This window comes from Pseudolactococcus raffinolactis NBRC 100932 (genome assembly GCF_001591765.1).
Taxonomy (GTDB): Bacteria; Bacillota; Bacilli; order Lactobacillales; family Streptococcaceae; genus Pseudolactococcus; species Pseudolactococcus raffinolactis.
In genome coordinates this window covers 78,951-97,762 of sequence record NZ_BCVN01000001.1, presented here as the reverse complement: position 1 = coordinate 97,762, position 18,812 = coordinate 78,951, and the positions used below count along the sequence as shown (strand labels likewise).

The window sequence follows — 18,812 nt, the reverse complement described above, 5'->3', positions numbered from 1 at the left end:
ATTTCAGGACTGAAATTTGAGTTTTTTTTGACTTATAGCGTGATGATCGTACCACTTTCACCGCTAAAGACCAAGGCTGCATTTTCCAGCGAAGCAATGACTGCTTTTCGGCCTGCTTTAGATGAAGCAACCTCGACAGCCGCCTCAATTTTAGGTAACATACTACCTGGAGCAAATTCACCTTGCGCTGCGTAAGCTTTAGCCTGTTCGACCGTTAAGGTATCCAGATCAAGCTGGTCTGGTTGACCAAAATGGATGGCAACGCGATCAACCGCTGTCAGGATAAAGAAGTAATCAGCCTCAACCAATTCGGCTAGCTTAGCAGATGAAATATCTTTATCAATGACTGCAAGCGCCCCATCGTAATCTCCATCACCACTTTTGACAACTGGAATTCCGCCGACGCCACAGGCAATCACGATAAATTCATTGTCTAAGAGATTGAGAATGGATTTACTTTCTACAATATCAATCGGTTTTGGAGAGGCGACCATCTGGCGATAGCCACGACCTGCATCTTCTCGATAAACCAGAGATGGATTTTCTTGAACCATATTTTCTACATCTTCTTTGGTGTAGAAGCTGCCAATTGGTTTGGTTGGATTTTGAAAGGCTGGATCATCAGCTGCAACCTCAACTTGAGTGACGACTGTCGCAACATTCCATGGCATGCCTTGTTTTCTCAATTCCCTTAGAATGGCGTTTTGCAAATGATAGCCAATGTACCCTTGACTCATGGCCGTACACTCAGGTAATTGAACGTGTGGGATTGAGCTGTCCATATTGGCTGACATGTTGATGGCTTTTTCTAACATGCCAACCTGCGGACCATTGCCGTGGCTGATGATGATTTCATAACCGAGTTTAATCAAGTTAACCATTGCGGGTGCTGCTTGATTGACATGATCAAGCTGTTCTCTGGGATTATTGCCGAGGGCATTACCGCCAAGGGCGATGACGATTCTTTTCATTGTTCTTTCCTTTCTGCTCTGACGCCTAGATCAAGCGGGGCATTTGCGGTTTACAGCCGCTCAAAGTCATTTCCATGCTTCAAACTGAGATAAAAAGCAAGCAGAACAAGCGCAAAACTTGTCGTTTTTAGCTTGTTCTGCCCCTTTTTATTTTTGATTGACCAGTCTCTCAAGACCAAATACTTTAGCCTTGTAACAACTGTTGTGAAGCTCCGCTATTCTTTGGTGAGTTTACCGTATTTTTCTCCCATCAAAACATGGTCATAATATTCACCATCAGTTTTTGGAATTGTAATATCTAGCTTGACACCTTTTTCGAAGATCATCATATAGTCGCTGCCACCGAATAAGAAGTAACCAAGTGGATCTCCTTTTTTAACGGTATCACCAACTTTTAGATTCTTTTCAAAGTTGACTGAACTAATTTGTGACATACCGACAGGAACCAAGGCAATTTTACCGAAAGTTGGATTGTCAATGATTATATATTGTCTCGTCTCGATAGACTCCCAGTTAGGGTTGGTACTTGAAAGCATATAACGTTGGATTTTTGAATCCCAGTAGGTTAAACCGCCAATGGCATCTTGCTCCATCACTGTTTTCATCTCCAATATCTTTCCTGAAATTGGGAAGTGATAACGGTGATAATCCTGAACATTTAAGAAGGTATGGGTAACGATGCCATTTGCAAATGTGTTGGCATATTTACTTTCATGCAAGATTTGAGGAATAGAATTGTAGCCTTTAGATTTAACAACCATCTTGTCGCCATTTTCGGAATCAACTTGATCGCCGCTATTCATAATTTCTGACTTGTCATTGATTTGCCATAGCCCTTGCGCTTCACTATCGGCTGGTGCTGTCAAAATCGAGTCATCATCTGGATTGGAAATAGGTCTCACACTTGGGTCTTTTAATTTTCTGGCAAAGAAATCATTGAATGAATGCCAATTTGACGGGTCTTCATACCAATCATTTTGTAAGCCGAAATTCTCATCATTCTTAGCTCTTTGAAGATATTGATCATTCCAAGAAGCTGGTTTGCTTAAATAAGCACCCCAATTTTTGGTGAATTTAACCATCCATTCAGAATAGGGTGGATAATATTCTAAACAAGCTCTATAATAGCCCTTATTTTCTAGCTGAGGTAATTCAATATCAGCTAGAAAATAGAAGTAATTCAAACTTTGGTCAATACTTCTAAATAAACTCGGTTGTTTATCATCGTTATAATTGATGTTCCAAGGTAAAGCCAGGGTTGCCCAGTCGATAAAACTATAGAATTCATCTAAGGTTTGTGCAGGGTTTTTATCTTTATTAGGGTTGATCTTTTTGCCTTGAGCAATGGCATCATTTAGCATTGTTTTAAGTTCTGGATCTTTTTCAACGATAGCAATCAAAGCGTCTGTATCCGGTTGATGGTAGGAAGTACTTTTAGATTTCTCTTTAGAAACACTTGATTGATCCGTTTTAGCAGCATTTTCTTTATTCGTTGTGCCACAAGCACTTACAGAAAAGATGACGGCGAATGTGACAACAATGATTTTTAATTTCTTCATTATAGACATGTTGCTTCTCCTAACGTTTTCACCTTATTTCTAATGCAGAATAGTCTGCATTACTTTTTAGGCTGTTGTTGCGTCACACAATGGATATTCCCACCACCGTAGACAATTTCGAGCGTATCAACACCAACAATTTCCTTATCAGGAAACATTTCTTGCACTTGAGTCAATGCTAGAGCATCATTCTCATCGCCATATTGTGGCACGATGACACCTCCATTTGTGATGAGGAAGTTCATGTATGAGGTAATACAAATATCACCATCTTCCCGTGGGAGAGTACCTTCTACCGTGTCAATAGCAAAGTAACCCTTGATTGTGATAGCATTTTTAGGGCAGCAGAGTTTGTGAACTTTGAGCGCACGTCCCTTGGCATCTGTCAACTCAGTCAAAGTCTTATAAGCAGCTTGAGCTTCAGCATAGAATGGACTGTTGGTATCATCTGTGTAGATACAAGCCACTTCACCTGGTGCAACAAAACATGCCACATCATCCACGTGACCGTTGGTTTCATCGGGATCAATACCATCTTTTATCCAGAGTACTTTTTCACAATTGAGATGGTCACAGAGCATTTGTTCAATTTCAGTCTTGCTCATATGTGGATTTCTGCCCTCACTCAAAAGGCACATCTCTGTTGTCATGACTGTTCCCTGACCATCAACGTGGAATGACCCACCTTCAAGGACAAATCCTTTTGTTTTATAGGTGTCAATGCCTTCAATTTCAGTTACTTTTCTAGCAATCAATTCATCTTGATCCCATGGGAAGTATAGTCCATCAACTAGGCCACCCCAGGCATTGAAGTCCCAGTCATTGGCACGAATCTCACCCTTATCATTAATGATGAAAGTTGGGCCACAATCACGCACCCAGGCATCATTGCTTGACATTTCGATGACACGAATATCATCTGGTAATTGCTCACGACAGTTCGCATACTGGGCTTGTGAGACTAAAACATTCATTTTGGTGAAGCGACTGATGGCTTTCGCCACATTAGCAAATGATTTTTGTGCAGGTTTAGCACCGTCACGCCAATTATCAGGCCGTTCTGGCCAAATCATCCAAACTTGTTCTTGAGCCTCAAACTCTGCTGGCATTCTAAAACCGTCTGCTTTGGGTGTTGTTCCGACTATTCTTTTAGCCATGATATTATTCTCCTTTACTTTAGAGCATCTACATAGATTTGCGAAATTTTTTTAGTTCGTTTACTTTTTAATTTTTTTAAAGATAATGATTAATTCACCTACAATGATACAAACGATCGATCCAATCGTAATGGGTAAGACTTCACTCAAGGTTTCTGAGCTAAAATCAAACGGTACCGCGATAAAGATGAGTGATGTAACGATTAATAGGATTGGCAAGGTGACTAAGAGATAGTGGAAAGCTTTGCCACCTCCAACTTTGAAGGGTCTTTCTGTATCAGGATCGATTTTCCGAAGTTTCAAAAATGCTGGGAAAATTGGAATGTAAGACAACAAGAACATAACCAAATTCAAGGCGAAGAAACTCCAAAATAAATCTTCATTTGGTAAGAGTGGTGCAATGATGACGATAGCTGATGCTACAACCCCATTCATAATTGCTGCGCCAATTGGCATGTCTGTCTTTGCACTTCTCTTAGCAAAAACAGATGGCATATCGCCATTTTCGGCTGCATAGCAAGCTGTGTTATTAACCCCTAGAGACCATGAGACCATATTACCAAACAAGGTTAACAAGAATAGGAAAGCCACGATTGCAACTAAAGGACCTCCAGATTTACCTAGCATGAGTTGGATACTATCAATCAAGCCACTACTTGTACTAATCTCAGAAGTTGGAATAGCAACGCCTATCCCAAATGCTGAGAAGATATAAATCGCTGCAATCACAAGGCCACCTGTAACAATCGCGAGTGGAATTTGTTTTTTAGGATTCTCCATATCTGGTGCGAATGTACACACGACTTCAAAACCTAAGAAGTTGAACAGGATTACCGAGATAAAGGATAGAGACTTCATATCAAAGCTAGGTAACAGGGAAGCCGCTGTGTATTCATTAGCGACACCATGTGTCACCGCTACGTAAATTCCCAGACAGCCAACAAGTAGGGCTAGAAAAACTTTGATAAAAGCTGCACCATTAAGGATCCATATACTATCACTAACAGAGTAGAAGCTAATGAAGACAATCACCCAGATAAAGATGAGTTCTATCAAAATAGAAACGAAAGTATTAGGCGTTTGCCCCGTCACGATGCGGATAAGCTCAGGACAAATAACGGCAAGTGAAGCCATCCACAAAGGAAAGTTTATCCAGTAATACCAGGCTGTACGGGTTCCCATCCGATGACCAAAGGCTTTGGTTACCCAATCATAGATCCCCCCCTCGCCTTCGTAAGTCGTCCCTAATTCTGAAGCAATTAAGCCATAAGGTAGTAGAAAGGTAATCATTAGGAAAATCCACCAGAAGTATTGCGAGTTGCCAATAGCTGCTACAGGTGCTGCTGCTTCAGCGACAAATACCACACAGATCACTGTGAGTATGGCGGAAAATAATTTAAATTTCTTTTTTGGTTTTAAATCACTCATATCTGTTTCCTCCAGTAAGGTGTTGAGATGCGCGTTGATTCATTTGATTCAGCGGATACTCAACTACCTGTCATTTAGAGTGCTAAACCTAAGAATTTTTCCAAATCAGCTTTAGCAGTCGCTTTTTCTTGTTCGCTTACAATTGTTTTGGCAGCATGTTTGTGATAGAAATAAACGAGCAACCCTCGAATAGATGATAATCTGTTTTCTGCTTCATCAAAGACAATTGAATAATCTGAATCAATGACTTCATCCAAAACTTCTTCACCACGACTAGCAGGTAAACAGTGCATGAATTTTGCCCAAGGATTGGCTTTCTTAACCATGCGATCAGAGACTTGATATTTCGGATAGAAGATGCTCATACGTTCTTCTTCTGACAATTCTGCGTCATATAGACCATACCAAACATCTGTATAGACAAAATCTGCATCAGCTAAACCTTCAGTTTCATCTTCTGTAATGAGATAAGAGCCACCAGAAACTTGACAAATCTCGTCTAACTTAGCTTGACGATCTGCGTTTAATTGATAACCTTTAGGGCCAAATTGGGCAAAACGCATACCTAATTTTGTTGTAATAAGTGCTAGTGAAAAACAAACCTGTGTGGCATCACCGACAAAAACAACTTTACAGTCTTCCAGTTTCTTACCTTCTGGTAAATGCTCTAACATGGTACAAACATCACCCATTTCTTGCGTCGGATGATTGTAATCAGACATCCCGTTAATGACAGGAATCGTTGCATATTTTGCCAAATCAGCTACATCATCATGACGGTCAACACGTGCCATGACGATATCAAGCAGTCTTGAAACAACTTTCGCTGTATCTTCTAATGTTTCATGCCCACCGAGTTGAATTTGACCTGGGGCCAAATACTGGGCATGTCCACCAAGTTGTGTCATTGCTGTTTCAAATGAGATACGTGTGCGAGTTGACGATTGTTGAAAAATCATACCAAGCGATTTATTCTTAAGTAATGGTGGATAAAATCCAGCTTTGATACTTTTTTTAATCGCAAGTGATAGCTGTAAGATCTCCCATAATTCTGCTTTAGTGAAATCTTCAGTCGTGATAAAATCTTTCTTTGACATGTGCGTTTCCTCCATTTTTTAATTTTAATCTTTTGTTTTACAAGCTAAGTTTAAGCTTAATTCGTGGAGTTTACTATCATCTTTTGCTCAACTTTTAGACTTGTTTTTATCTAAACTTTTCTATACCTTTTGGGTTGAAATTGTCTAAACCCCTTTATTGACAGCGCTTTCAAACTTGTCATGTAAGCGCTCTTTTGTTATACTTTAATTAGATTAGGGAATAGTAATCGAGAGGAGTTACCATGGATATCCTACTTATCATTTATAATATCGGACTTTTTATCCTCTTTACTGTTGTTACCACTCTTGGCATCATCACCTATCTACAACAAAAACGACCATTTTTTCTAACGATTGCCTTTTTATTTGTTTTTTTAATTATCAACAATATTTTAATCTACTTGACAGAACAAATTCCTTGGTTTTCAGATGGATTTGATCAAATTTTCATGACAACTCCCTCGCCTAAAACAATTCTCCTTGTAGCACATTCCATCTTTTTAGTCCTTATTTTAGACGCTGCCTTACAAGCTAAAATTCAAACGTGGCAATACCTCTTGATTATCGTGCAAACAACTGTCCTTTTATTTGTACCTATGTTACCCAATCATGCGTTTAAAGTTTGGATTTTCTACTTCACCTCAGAAATTGTAAGGTTTGCGCTTGCTACTTATGGCTTGTATGTTTTAAAAAACATTGAACAAGAAGATCAGGCTAAGCCTAGACCTCATATTGATATTCAAATCAGTCAACTCAATTTATTTAAAAAATTGCTGATTATCACGATTATAATGACAGTCGTCATTACTCTTGAAGATACCATTGTCATATTTTTCCATGATAGTTACGCATTAGATCAGGTGCATATGACAAATCGTAGTATCAGTGAAGATATACTAGCCTTCATTTATGCTGGTATTGCTATCATATATCTTGCTAAGGACTTGATTAAACCAACCTTCGTTGGGACGTTGGTAAAAGAAGAATGTGCAGTCGAAAATACGTCAATCTCCCAAAAACAAGAATTTGGTTATACCTACAACATGACCTCGCGTGAAATAGAAGTTTTGATGCTTCTTTTAGAAAATAAAAGCAATCTAGAGATTAGTAACGAACTCTTTATATCAATGGGGACTGTCAAAAGTCATATCCACAATATTTTTATAAAACTTGATGTTACTAGACGACAAGATGTCCAAAAATTATATTCTGAATATCATATCACATCATAAATCCAAATCATTTCACTAAATCTTTAAAAGTCAAATGACAATAAAAAAAGACTGTAACAAAAGTCTTCAAAAATAGACTATGAATCATCTTCAATATTAATTGAAATTGGTCATAGTCTATTTTTATATAGTTTTTTTGATACATTGTAAAACAGCATCATCAAGTTGTAAGAAACAATACGAAATCGGTTTAAAAATCGTTGATATTTTGATAAACTCGTACGATTTCTGTGAAACTGTACGAAAAAAGAGAAAGGCATACTGGCAGTCTTGATTTCATTACCTAGCTTGCTTTTCTCTTTCAGTGATTGTGGACTTTTGTTCCAGTCTCTTTTTACTGTTATTCTATTTTTCAGTTACCTGATTGTTTTTTCTTATCAGCATCATCGTTATTATTACTAGAATTATTACCAGAATTGTTACCAGAATTATTACCTAATATTTTTGTCCAAGTATTGGCATAATCACTATCGCTACCACCAATTGCAAATTTATATTGCGTAGTTGGTGCCCCCTCTGGTTTGGCCCAGTAAGAGGTCGTCGTTGGTCCCGACAATGTAAAATTAGTATAACTACCACCTGTAAATGCTCCTGGTTTTTCACCCGTTGAGACTAAAACGGTTGATTTCGTCACGGACGGATCGAGTGAGAAACGTTGCTCAACACCAAAGACACCTGGATTGGCTTGGTATATACTATTAGCCATTTGAGCGAGATATTGTGAGTTATTGTTATAACCTGTCATCGCAGCCATTGGCGTATTGTTATCATGACCGACCCAAGAACTAAGGGTCACGGTTGGTGTGCCTACCATGAGCCAAACGTCGACAAAGTCATTAGATGTCCCGGTTTTACCAACCCAATCAGCACCTGCAAGGGTTGGATTGAGGTTAGACAATTGACCATAAAAAGTTGTTGTTTTCTGTGACTTAATCGGTCCCTTTAAAAGCTCTGCCATGATTGATGAAGTTGCTTTTGAGAAAACTTGCACAGGTTGACTTTGATGTTTATAAATTTCTTTGCCGTTACTATCTTTGATACTGTCAACAACATAATACTGCTCGTATTGACCGCCGTTCAGCAAAGCTTGATAGCCATTGGTATGTTGCACAACAGATGGATCAATCCCACCACCTAAAGGTAGGGATTCAATCTGATAATTATCAACCTTGTAACCCATCTTACTCATGTAAGGCTTGACACTCTGGCCGTTTTTAAGGATGGTTTGGTAGGTCCAGTAGGCCGGAATATTCCACGACGTGTCTAACGCATCCTGCAAAGTCATCATCTCCTGCGTCCCAGCAGATGTGTCATGCATGATTGGCTCGCCACCAGAGAATTTGGTTGGGTAATTAGAAAGACGACTTGCACTTCCCATCAACCCCATATCAATCGCTGGACCATAAGCTATAATTGGTTTTATCGATGATCCTGGGCTACGGTGCGTATCAAAAGCATGGTTGTTTTGGTTGCTATTATAATCCAGACCACCAACAAAACCAAGAACAGCACCTGTTTTATTGTCCATTAGAACATTACCAGTCTGATTTTCACCTGTCCCATCTTGCAAGAGGTATCCATAATTTGCAACTGCCGACTGCATGGCTTGATAAATCCCCTGGTCAATGGTTGCTGTAATTGTGAAACCGCCTTGCTGCAGTTTTTGCTCTGCCATTTTTTGGTAGGTTTCTTTGATTACATCGTTGCCTTGATCAGCTTCTGAAACCTTATCAGTTTTGATCAAATAGTCATAAACTTTTTCAAAGGCTTCATTATAGACAACATGATAAAGATAGCCATGGGTCGTTGTTTCTGGGGTAGCAGGGGCGATAAACTCTGTCGAAATATCATAGGCGACATAGGCATCATATTCTTTTTTAGAAATATAACCATTGCGGTAGAGATTAAAAAGGACATCTTTTTGTCTCGACAAGCCATACTGCATGTTTTCCTTAGATTTAAGATTACCATCTGCACCATAAGGCGTGTAGACAATCGGACTCTGAGGTAAGCCTGCGATAAAGGCTGCTTCTGGAATGGTCAAATCCTTAGCAGATTTGCCAAAAATACCTTGGGCTGCGGCTTCAACACCAGCAATATTTTGACCTTTATTATTACGACCAAAGGGTGAAACATTTAGATAATCTGTTAAAATTTCATCTTTGGTAGCATGTTTTTCAAGTTCCAAGGCATAAACCATTTCGGTCGCTTTTCGCTTAAAGGTCGGTGAGTCACCAAGGACTTGTTGCTTGATCAGCTGCTGAGTAAGCGTTGAACCGCCTGAAGATGCTCCACCCATTGATTCTCCCAAGATCGCTCTGAAGAAGGCTTTAGGAACGACACCTTTGTGATGTTTAAAATTCTCGTCCTCTGTTGCGATCAAAGCATCTTTGACTGTTTGCGCAATCTGATCAGCTGAAACCTTTGATCTGTTCAAATCACTCGAAATATCAGAAATTGGCTGTCCATTACTGTAATTCATGACAGATGCTTCATGAATTGTATTAATTTTGTCAGTCAATTCTTTGCTTGATGGTACTTTGACATCAGAAATTAGACTTACGAAATAACCTGTTCCTGTCGCAGCACCAAAAATAATCCCAAGACTCAAAATCGTTACAAAAACAACAGATAGACCTCTGGCAACGATAAAAATCGTTTGCAGAATTGTTTTACCATCTGAAGGACTTTTTTTATTTTTCTTATACTTATTTTTTTCATTACGCTTTACCTTCTTCGCTTGGATGCGATCTTGTATGGCTTCACGTTCTTGATCGGAAAATTCTTTACTCATAGGCTTATTATATCATAACTTTTTTCTTTTACCTACTACTATATAGCCTACAAGCCTTTAGATATATGGCTTTTTCTTTTTTGTATCTACCAATAATCTGCACATGCCTATCAACTTGCAAACAAGAAGCCAACACGATTGGTTAACCTCTGAAAGTCTATATCACTGCTAGACTGATTATAAGAAAATCAAAGTGGATAAGAGATACAACACGATAATGTGAAGCGGATAGAAAATATAAAACAACCATTTTTCTTTTCTACCTTCTTCGCCATTGTATAAATAGATCGGCAGGAGTGAAAAGACCATCATCCATTGATCGTTCTGTGGACTTGAAATGAAAATAAAGAGACTGACAAGTACAAGCGTAAGATAAGTGCCAATTTTTTTATTTCTAAAAATATGAAACATCAACGCAAGCAAGATAAAGATTGGACCACCTTCAACAGTAAGCACAATTGGGATAAAAAATATAAAGATTTGTTTGATGATAAGTGGCATATCTTGACTAGCCATCACAAACATGGTCACGAAAGGTGTTACAATAAGAAACAGCAGCCCTAAAACCGCTTTACCGATGTACTTGACTTTCCCGAAAAAGCCATCATACACCCACATGGCACAAAGACCCAAAAACAAAGTACCAAAGATGGTATTAATCAGCTCCACCTTAGAATTTGGCAGGATAGCTGGGACAGCCATAAATAAAATCTGACAAATCCAAAAACCAATCAATAGGTTCAGCATATACTTTTTACGATTGCGTGTGTAGTAAAAGCCTTCCGCACTTAGAAATAAGAAAATCGGCGCAACTAATCTCCCTAGCATTGTAAACCATAATGGAACGCCTTCGAAATAAAACATTTGGTGGATATGGTCAAAAACCATTAAAATAATTCCGATAAGTTTTAAATCAAATTATGTTAAACCTTTTTTGATAATAGACATGTTATTTTCTCCTACTTATATAATTTCAAGACAACAAAACAAGGTTGTACGACTTGACGATATTGAAATTATACACTAGATTCTGGCAGTTTTGTCTTACACTTTCGTAAGCTCAGTGTAAGGTATTTCAGATATTCACTAGACAATATTTAATCGTCAAATTGACTAGCTGTTACGGCGTAATGTCATATCATCAACGCTATCTGACAAACAGGTGTAAAAATATAGATTCACGCCTTAAAATATCTTGATTTTTTTGATATAATAGATTTAATTTATAAAAATTTAGCGAAATAGGGCGAAATGTCTGCTCTGCTTTCAACATGATACTTTTAATGCTTTATCCTCTTTGGCTATGTCACAATTTGTTGATAAAATAACTCGGATAAAGCGTTATCTGCTACCATGTGCCAGCAGCGAGCATGGATAAGCTCTAAAGTAAGGATGATTGAACATGAATATCTTCGAAGAACTCAAAGCACGTGGTTTGATTTTTCAAACAACGGATGAAGCGGCTCTAATCAAAGCCTTGACAGAAACTTCTGTCAACTTTTATACGGGTTATGACCCGACTGCGGACTCTCTGCATTTGGGTCATTTGGTACCTATCTTGAATATGCGTCGCTTGCAACTTGCTGGCCACCATCCTGTGGCGCTTGTTGGGGGGGCGACAGGGATGATTGGTGATCCGTCGTTTAAGGATACCGAGCGTTCACTCCAAACCACGGATACAGTGGCACAATGGTCTGAATCGATCAAACAACAGCTATCACGTTTCCTAAGTTTTGAAGGTGATAACGCTGCAGTCGTGGTCAATAACTACGACTGGTTTGCTAATATGAACGTTCTCGAATTCTTGCGCGATGTCGGTAAATACTACACTATCAACTACATGATGAGCAAGGAATCTGTCAAAAAACGGATCGAAACTGGGATTTCTTATACCGAATTTGCCTACCAAATTCTCCAAGGCTATGATTTCTACCAACTCAATGAAAACCACGGCGTCAACCTCCAAATCGGTGGTTCTGACCAATGGGGGAACATGGTAGCTGGGACTGATTTAATTCGTAAAAAGTCAGGAAACGAAACCCATGTCATTACAGTACCGTTAATCACTGATTCAACTGGTAAAAAATTCGGCAAGTCTGAAGGTAACGCTGTCTGGCTTGATGCCGATAAAACATCACCCTACGAGTTCTACCAATTCTGGCTCAATATCGCTGATGCGGACGGCGTTAAATTCTTGAAAATCTTTACTTTCTTGTCTCTTGATGAAATTGACGAAATTGCCAAGGCTTTTGAAGCAGCACCACACGAACGCTTGGCTCAAAAAACATTAGCTAAAGAAGTCGTGACACTGGTTCATGGTGAAGCTGCCTACCAACAAGCAGTCAATATCTCAGAACAACTTTTCGCAGGTCATATCAAAACCTTGTCAGTCAAAGATATCAAAGCTGGCTTGAAAGATGTACCGAGCTATACGGTTGCCAGTGATTTCGATGGGAACTTAGTTAACTTACTTGTCAATGCTAAAATTTCACCTAGTCGTCGTCAAGCGCGTGAAGATATCACAAACGGTGCTATTTACCTTAACGGTGAACGCCAAACTGACCTTGACTATTTCTTGAGCGATACGGATAAACTTGAAAATGAATTAACCGTAATTCGCCGTGGTAAGAAAAAATATACGATTGTGAATTACTAATTGGTATAACCTATCGCCATTAAATATAAATAATAAAGTAAAGACAAAAAGCCACAAAAGCTCATTTAAACGGGAGCTCTTGCGGCTTTTTAGATTTTTAAACTTTGAAATTAATTAGGATTATTACATCAGCACAAATGTCCAGAAACTCTTTTTGATACATACTGAAGAACTAACATTTTATAATGTGCAATCAAAACGAATTTCATTTGTTTCAAAATTTCCATATGCTAAAACAGTCTCTTTTTCTAACATATAGTCAAGTATCAGTTTTGAAACCATATATGTACCTAAAAATGAGTTTAAAACTGAGCCACTGTTTGCAATAATCCCATCTTTCTTATTAATAATCAGCGATTTAATCCTATCAATAAACTTTATAGCCGTCTGATGATTTTTAATCAAATATGCCGTTTGAGCTAAAACACCATAACCGCACACAAGAATAGGTCCATTAATTTTATTATCAACTTTGGCTTGAGTTAGACTTAACATTAATTCATGATCATCAGAGGCATTTATGAGGATATCTGTGTCCGTAAGCCCATCAACTAAGCTATTTAATTCTTTGTAGTTAGCTATAAATTTTGTGTGGGGCATTATCTGAAATTTTTCGCCATACCTATCATTTAATGCATCAACTTTATATTTTCCTATCTCATTTACTAAATAATTTTGTGCCTCTAAATTTTTTTTTAACACAGTCACCGTCAATTAAAACAAAATGATTGAATTTCAACTTACCCAGAACTTCAACCAAGTAACTGCCAGCTGTACCTAAACCGATAATAATAATTCTTTGTTCCGAAACTTTTATTTCATAGTCTTGATAGAATTTTTGCGGAAAAGTATTAACAAACATTTCAGTTCTTGTTAATGGCTCCACTGTTCCAGAAATCCAGTATCCATAACCTTTGTTTTCTAAAAACAGAAGAATATCATCTTTTTGCGTTTGTGATATTAATGTGTAGTCATTTATTTCTTCACTAGTTTTTGGTGTGCTAATAAACTGCAAAAATGAAAAAAAGGCTTCATTATCATCAGTATTAATTGATGTATTTAAACAATTATTACCATGATATATCTCGATTCCTGATTCTTTTTTCATCCAAATCAATTCTGATTTCAATCTAAATTGTTTCATTTTTTACTCCTTTGATTAGTTGTTAATATTAAGGTAAGTGCCACTAGAGAGAACATAAAGAAAATACACCATGAAATTTTTACATGCCACAAGGTAAGACTTGTAAATATAACTGTCCCAACTGGAATTGATAACATGAACAGGGTATCAAGAAAAGCACCAGTTTGCGCCAATACTTCAGGCGCTAAAGCGTTCAATAATTGTGATGACAATTTAGGATTAATTTTACCTATCACATACCCGATAAAAGCGATAAATATTGTACTCATTAAAGGCGGAAACTGTAAGATATTTATCATTGAAAAAAATATTAAAATAGTCGATACAAGCGAAATTAATGTAGTGAGTGAGAATTTTGAAAAAACATCATTTGGCAATAGACTACTGATAATCACACCTAAAATATAAGAACTTTGCAAGATTAAAACAGAAGTACCAAATTGAAGATTGAAAATTGGCTTATCCAATAAAAAAATATTAAAAATTGGCAAAATGGCACTACCTAATACATTAATCAGAATAATACAACTTAATATCCTAGCAAAACCAGTTGTCCCTTCTTTACCAAATATTTGCTTCGTGTTTGATAAAATTGCTTTCATTTTTGAAATAAGAGAACTTTTATTATCCTTACTAACAGCAGAGATAAATTCAAAAGACATCTCTTTTCGTATGACAATCAATGCAAAAACTGACAATAAAAAAGTTATAGCATTTACAATAGCAACAAGTGAAAAATTTTGATAACTAGCAGTCAGTAGCCAAACCCCCAAAATTTGACCAAGTAAAGAACTGATATAAGTAATAAATTGCTTAAAAGAAAATGCCGACATCATCCCATCTTCTGAAACATTTTTTTGAATGATAGGCATCTTCAAACCACGCTCAAAATTACTAAATATATCAGATATGATATTAATAAAACACACTGCAGAAAAAGCAAGATAGGATCTATTCCTTTGAAGTAAAGCGACTAAAATAAATAAAAATGCCTGAATAAAGCCAAGACTAATCGTCCACTTCACTTTTTTCTCAGTCTTATCAGCCTTTATCCCCACAGAGATTTGAAAAAATATAGGGATAAGCATAATCGCATTGGCAACAAAAACCATAAATTTTGGATTGGGTAGTGTTGCAGCAAAGATAATAAAAACAATATTATAGATTGAGGCACCCGAATTATTTAAGAAATCAGAAATTGTTAGCCACCTAAAAACTCTATTTTTTAAAAAAAGGTTCATGAATTCTCCATAGTAATTTGAAAAAGCGATGAATATAAATCACTTCATATTCATCGCCGTTTAATTTTATGCAATGATAGAAATCATAATATCTCCATTGCTATCCAATACATGTTTTTCTTCAAACTTCATATTTATTTCCTCCTCCCCAACAATAATCTAGCTGTCACTCTTGTTCAGCTCTTGCAAGTCATTTCTAACTAACTTACAAAATAATTATATCACGCCAAACATCCCTATACGAAAAGTTGCTAACTTGCAACACTTTTTGTTATAAACCGTTGCAAGTTAGCAACATTACGTTTTCGCTTTTTAAATTTGATAAAATATGACTATCATAGTAAAGGAAAGGAATTCTAATCATGATTTTTAAACTACTTAATCTGTTTGGTATTTTAGATTTTTAATTTTAAAAAAACACCAGTATTTTAACGAACTACTGGTATTTTTATTTAGGTATAGTTGACTAGAAGAATCTCAATTTTTTTCGCTAATACTGATGCATCTAATTTTTTTAAAAACTGAATATCCCTTTCAATCTCCGTCAAAATCTCTGATTTTTCTTCTTGACGATAGCAAGATATTTTTTTAAAAATAGAAACAGCAATTCTCTCTACTATATCGTTTGGTTTTAATAGTACTTCAAGTTTCTTTTCAAACACATCTGCATAGCTAAACTTTCGATGAAGAATCATATGAACATATAGATTTACAACTGTTCGCTTAACGATATGAGCATTGTAAGGTAACTTTTTATAAAATTTATCTTTTTTCAATAAATCTAAACCAAGTTGGTACACTAAATTAATATCTAAAGTTTCCAAAACCATCGCAAAAATATTAACATCAAATACTGTCCACTCTTCAATATCTGTTAAATGTTTATCAATAAACAGACATTCCTCATCTGTTAGCAAATTTTTTCCCGACAAATCTTTGATTGCACACTTAGCCAAAATATTGAAAATCTTTTTCTCTTTTGTTCTAGGTTTTGGTAGAATCAGGGATTTCAATCCCTCTATATCTTGAGTAACAATATAAGACTGTAATTTTTCACCAAACCTATGTAAATTACCACCCTCAAAATTTCCGATTGTCAAGAAAAATTCGCTCGCAGTCATATTTAAACCATTAATCGCATGCATAAAACCGTCTAACAATAACATTTGTGTCCCATTTTCAAATCTTGAAACCTGTGATTTATTCAGATGATTACTTGTGACATCTCCCATTGAATATCCTCTAGATTCTCTAACTTTTCGATAGTGAGCACCTAAATCTTTTAAATTTAACATGTATCTTTCCCAATTCCTTTACTTAGTAAGTATAGATAAAGTAGCATGATAGAGCAACTAAGAAAAGTTATAAAGTAAGCTCTTTTCTCGAAAGCACCGTCCACTGTTTTCTGGAATTATACATATTTTTAGAATACATGTCAAATATTAAACAAACACATTTGACTTCTTATTTTAATTATTTTATTGACAAAATTAAAAAACGCATGAAACCTACTTTCTCAAAATAGATTTGACAAAGAGCAGTTTTGATTTCATTATCTAAAATCAATCAAAAAAATACTGACATTTCAGGTTAAATCACTCAAACATTTGATCAATTTTATTGTTAGATAACTAGCGTTCGGTCTTCTTGAACCAACGTTTAATCCAGATGGGATTTGTTCACTCATCCTCTATCCCCCTATTTACTTAATACTTGCCATCTCAAGGTTAAATTAACTGAATTTTAATGCATTTGTTTTGCTATTATCTATGTTAGAATAATTTATGGGGTCGCTACCTTAACACGTCACAACGTGGGAAGGAGGTCTTGCATGTGATTCAATATTTGTTTGAATTAATCGTTATTCCGATTACCGATGGTTTAGTGATTGATATCTTATCACAACTATTTGTGTACGTTGGCTTGACGCGCAAGATGACGATTAAAGCGTATCCTGAACAAGCCCCACGCTAGAAATTTTCACTAGTGAAAAAAAACCACCGAGATCACACTCTCGGTGGTTTTTGGTCTTGCAGTGAAATTTGTTTGAATTTTACTACTTTTATTCTACCACATTAACATACTATGTCAAGAATTTAACCTAAAATAATTTTGAAGGGTTAGGCAGATTTTTTTCGTGTGAGTAAACGATAGCTTGATAATCCCCAGGCAAAGATAACTAGGGCTAGAGCAACGTAGAAAGCCACGTGCATGCCATGCAAGAAGACTTCTGGTTGTGACTTAACGTAACCAGACACGCGGTGTCCGATCTGTCCTGACATGGCGACAAATAAAACCGTTGTCGCTAGAGTTGTCCCTAATACAAAGCCGAGGTTTCGTCCCAAGGCGTTAACTGATCCAGCAATCCCCAGATATTTCGTCTCCACCGTGGACATGACTAAAGCGTTGTTAGGACTTTGGAAAAATCCGACGCTGCCCCCGTGGATGAAGAGAATCAACATCACAACTGGCAATGCTGTAACTGAACCAACCATGAGGTAGCCGAGCTGTACGATCAAAACACCTGAGATGGCAAAAAATGTAATGATTTCCTTGTCAAATTTATCCGATAAGATCCCTGCGATTGGGCTGAAAATGAACATGCCGACTGGATAGGCCATCATGACCATCCCTGCAAAACCTGCAGCAGCTCCACGGTAATCTTGGAGATAGAAAGGCATAAGGATGTTGACAAAGCTACCTGCTGTAAACATGGTCATGCTGGTCAAAACACTCATGCTAAAGAGCTTGCTGCTGAAAATATTGAGGTTGAGCAAAGGTTTTCCAACCGTTTTTTCTGTGTGAATAAACCAGATAAAGAGGGCGACCATGGCCACAAAACTTAAGATAACTGGTACGGTCATGAAACCTTGAGCTTGTCCCAGACTGACTGCGATGAAAAAGGCCACGATTGTCAGAAACATCTGCGTTGCGCCTAACAAATCCGCATCTTTCACACTACCTGAGCCCTCGTCTTCCGGTAGGGCTTTACGACCGACCAAATAAGCAATGATGCCCAGTGGCACATTAATCCAAAAAATATAAGACCAACTTGCAATTTGCAGAATAAAACCACCAATCGCTGGTCCAGCAATTGAGCCCAAGCTGACGAACATTGACATAATACTCATGGCTCTCGCTCGAAGCGCTGGTTCAAAGAGCTGGCTTGTGATTCCAAAACTATTGGACATGGTCATCGACGCACCAATCGCCTGGATAATTCTTGCAAATAGTAGAAAATGCAAGCCCAAATTAATCCCCGCAAGTAGCGAACCAAATGTGAAGAGCAGGCTACCATAATTGAAGATTTTCGTCTTCCCAATCAAATCACCAAGCCGGCCAAACAGCAAAATCAAGCCTGAGATGACGACCAGATAAATGGTTACTGACCAGGTCACTTGCCCCATATCAAGGTGCATTTCTCTTGCCATACTTGGCAGTGCAATGTTAACAATCGACCCATCTAAGGTGGACATAAACGTGAAAATACCAAGCGCTAATAGCCCTGGAAATTTTTCTTTACTAAACATGAC

General features: G+C 37.3%; 15 protein-coding genes. 3 read left to right on the top strand and 12 right to left on the bottom strand.

The window, feature by feature from the left end; translation table 11 throughout:
* Positions 1-32 precede the first annotated feature (32 nt).
* The 5 genes from arcC to ptcA form a co-directional block, all read right to left on the bottom strand.
* Positions 33-971, bottom strand: a complete 939-nt coding sequence (gene arcC / locus LRA01S_RS00470; protein WP_061773691.1) for a carbamate kinase — start codon at positions 969-971, stop codon at positions 33-35.
* 215 nt (positions 972-1,186) lie between these two features.
* Positions 1,187-2,539, bottom strand: a complete 1,353-nt coding sequence (locus LRA01S_RS00465; protein ID WP_239519095.1) for a phosphatidylserine decarboxylase — start codon at positions 2,537-2,539, stop codon at positions 1,187-1,189.
* 50 nt (positions 2,540-2,589) lie between these two features.
* A complete protein-coding gene (aguA, locus tag LRA01S_RS00460; RefSeq protein WP_061773689.1) occupies positions 2,590-3,687 on the bottom strand; it encodes an agmatine deiminase in 1,098 nt (365 codons plus the stop codon).
* A 60-nt stretch (positions 3,688-3,747) separates the two neighbouring features.
* Entirely contained in the window at positions 3,748-5,115 is a 1,368-nt protein-coding gene (locus LRA01S_RS00455; RefSeq protein ID WP_061773688.1) for an APC family permease, read from the bottom strand.
* Positions 5,116-5,189: 74 nt separating this feature from the next.
* Positions 5,190-6,212, bottom strand: a complete 1,023-nt coding sequence (ptcA, locus tag LRA01S_RS00450; protein ID WP_061773687.1) for a putrescine carbamoyltransferase — start codon at positions 6,210-6,212, stop codon at positions 5,190-5,192.
* A 242-nt stretch (positions 6,213-6,454) separates the two neighbouring features.
* On the opposite strand from ptcA, the gene LRA01S_RS00445 reads away from it, so the two are divergent.
* Complete coding sequence (locus LRA01S_RS00445; RefSeq protein ID WP_061773686.1) at positions 6,455-7,444, top strand: helix-turn-helix domain-containing protein; 990 nt, start codon at positions 6,455-6,457, stop codon at positions 7,442-7,444.
* A 352-nt stretch (positions 7,445-7,796) separates the two neighbouring features.
* Here the strand turns inward: LRA01S_RS00445 and LRA01S_RS00440 are convergent, their stop codons facing one another.
* Complete coding sequence (locus LRA01S_RS00440; protein WP_061773685.1) at positions 7,797-10,238, bottom strand: transglycosylase domain-containing protein; 2,442 nt, start codon at positions 10,236-10,238, stop codon at positions 7,797-7,799.
* Between the two features lie 177 nt (positions 10,239-10,415).
* Entirely contained in the window at positions 10,416-11,141 is a 726-nt protein-coding gene (locus LRA01S_RS00435) for a TraX family protein (RefSeq protein ID WP_255211708.1), read from the bottom strand.
* 499 nt (positions 11,142-11,640) lie between these two features.
* Here LRA01S_RS00435 and tyrS point away from each other — a divergent pair, with 499 nt between their 5' ends.
* Positions 11,641-12,894 carry a tyrosine--tRNA ligase gene (gene tyrS / locus LRA01S_RS00430; RefSeq protein ID WP_061773684.1) on the top strand — a complete coding sequence of 418 codons (1,254 nt, stop codon included), beginning with the start codon at positions 11,641-11,643 and terminating at the stop codon, positions 12,892-12,894.
* A gap of 180 nt (positions 12,895-13,074) precedes the next feature.
* Here the strand turns inward: tyrS and LRA01S_RS00425 are convergent, their stop codons facing one another.
* The 4 genes from LRA01S_RS00425 to LRA01S_RS00410 form a co-directional block, all read right to left on the bottom strand.
* A complete protein-coding gene (locus tag LRA01S_RS00425) occupies positions 13,075-13,596 on the bottom strand; it encodes a ubiquitin-activating E1 family protein (RefSeq protein WP_061773683.1) in 522 nt (173 codons plus the stop codon).
* Positions 13,553-14,038, bottom strand: coding sequence for a ubiquitin-activating E1 family protein (locus LRA01S_RS00420; protein ID WP_061773682.1), 486 nt, complete (start codon positions 14,036-14,038; stop codon positions 13,553-13,555). The genes LRA01S_RS00425 and LRA01S_RS00420 overlap by 44 nt, the downstream gene beginning before the upstream one ends.
* Positions 14,035-15,279: an MFS transporter gene (locus tag LRA01S_RS00415; RefSeq protein ID WP_061773681.1), complete on the bottom strand. Its 1,245-nt coding sequence runs from the start codon at positions 15,277-15,279 to the stop codon at positions 14,035-14,037. Before LRA01S_RS00415 ends, LRA01S_RS00420 begins: the two co-directional genes overlap by 4 nt.
* 452 nt (positions 15,280-15,731) lie before the next feature.
* The gene (locus LRA01S_RS00410) at positions 15,732-16,574 is read right to left on the bottom strand and encodes an Rgg family transcriptional regulator (RefSeq protein ID WP_082785330.1); all 843 of its coding nucleotides are present in this window, start codon (positions 16,572-16,574) and stop codon (positions 15,732-15,734) included.
* A 538-nt stretch (positions 16,575-17,112) separates the two neighbouring features.
* On the opposite strand from LRA01S_RS00410, the gene LRA01S_RS10880 reads away from it, so the two are divergent.
* Positions 17,113-17,253, top strand: coding sequence for a hypothetical protein (locus tag LRA01S_RS10880; RefSeq protein ID WP_156470214.1), 141 nt, complete (start codon positions 17,113-17,115; stop codon positions 17,251-17,253).
* 146 nt (positions 17,254-17,399) lie between these two features.
* Here the strand turns inward: LRA01S_RS10880 and LRA01S_RS00405 are convergent, their stop codons facing one another.
* Positions 17,400-18,809 carry an MFS transporter gene (locus LRA01S_RS00405; protein ID WP_061773679.1) on the bottom strand — a complete coding sequence of 470 codons (1,410 nt, stop codon included), beginning with the start codon at positions 18,807-18,809 and terminating at the stop codon, positions 17,400-17,402.
* Positions 18,810-18,812 lie beyond the last annotated feature (3 nt).

Excerpts from the sequence above, each read along its gene's own strand:
- arcC (WP_061773691.1), bottom strand. The coding sequence starts at position 971 with ATGAAAAGAATCGTCATCGCCCTTGGCGGTAATGCCCTCGGCAATAAT.
- LRA01S_RS00465 (WP_239519095.1), bottom strand. The coding sequence starts at position 2,539 with ATGTCTATAATGAAGAAATTAAAAATCATTGTTGTCACATTCGCCGTC.
- aguA (WP_061773689.1), bottom strand. The coding sequence starts at position 3,687 with ATGGCTAAAAGAATAGTCGGAACAACACCCAAAGCAGACGGTTTTAGA.
- LRA01S_RS00455 (WP_061773688.1), bottom strand. The coding sequence starts at position 5,115 with ATGAGTGATTTAAAACCAAAAAAGAAATTTAAATTATTTTCCGCCATA.
- ptcA (WP_061773687.1), bottom strand. The coding sequence starts at position 6,212 with ATGTCAAAGAAAGATTTTATCACGACTGAAGATTTCACTAAAGCAGAA.
- LRA01S_RS00445 (WP_061773686.1), top strand. The coding sequence starts at position 6,455 with ATGGATATCCTACTTATCATTTATAATATCGGACTTTTTATCCTCTTT.
- LRA01S_RS00440 (WP_061773685.1), bottom strand. The coding sequence starts at position 10,238 with ATGAGTAAAGAATTTTCCGATCAAGAACGTGAAGCCATACAAGATCGC.
- tyrS (WP_061773684.1), top strand. The coding sequence starts at position 11,641 with ATGAATATCTTCGAAGAACTCAAAGCACGTGGTTTGATTTTTCAAACA.
- LRA01S_RS00420 (WP_061773682.1), bottom strand. The coding sequence starts at position 14,038 with ATGAAACAATTTAGATTGAAATCAGAATTGATTTGGATGAAAAAAGAA.
- LRA01S_RS00415 (WP_061773681.1), bottom strand. The coding sequence starts at position 15,279 with ATGAACCTTTTTTTAAAAAATAGAGTTTTTAGGTGGCTAACAATTTCT.
- LRA01S_RS00410 (WP_082785330.1), bottom strand. The coding sequence starts at position 16,574 with ATGTTAAATTTAAAAGATTTAGGTGCTCACTATCGAAAAGTTAGAGAA.
- LRA01S_RS00405 (WP_061773679.1), bottom strand. The coding sequence starts at position 18,809 with ATGTTTAGTAAAGAAAAATTTCCAGGGCTATTAGCGCTTGGTATTTTC.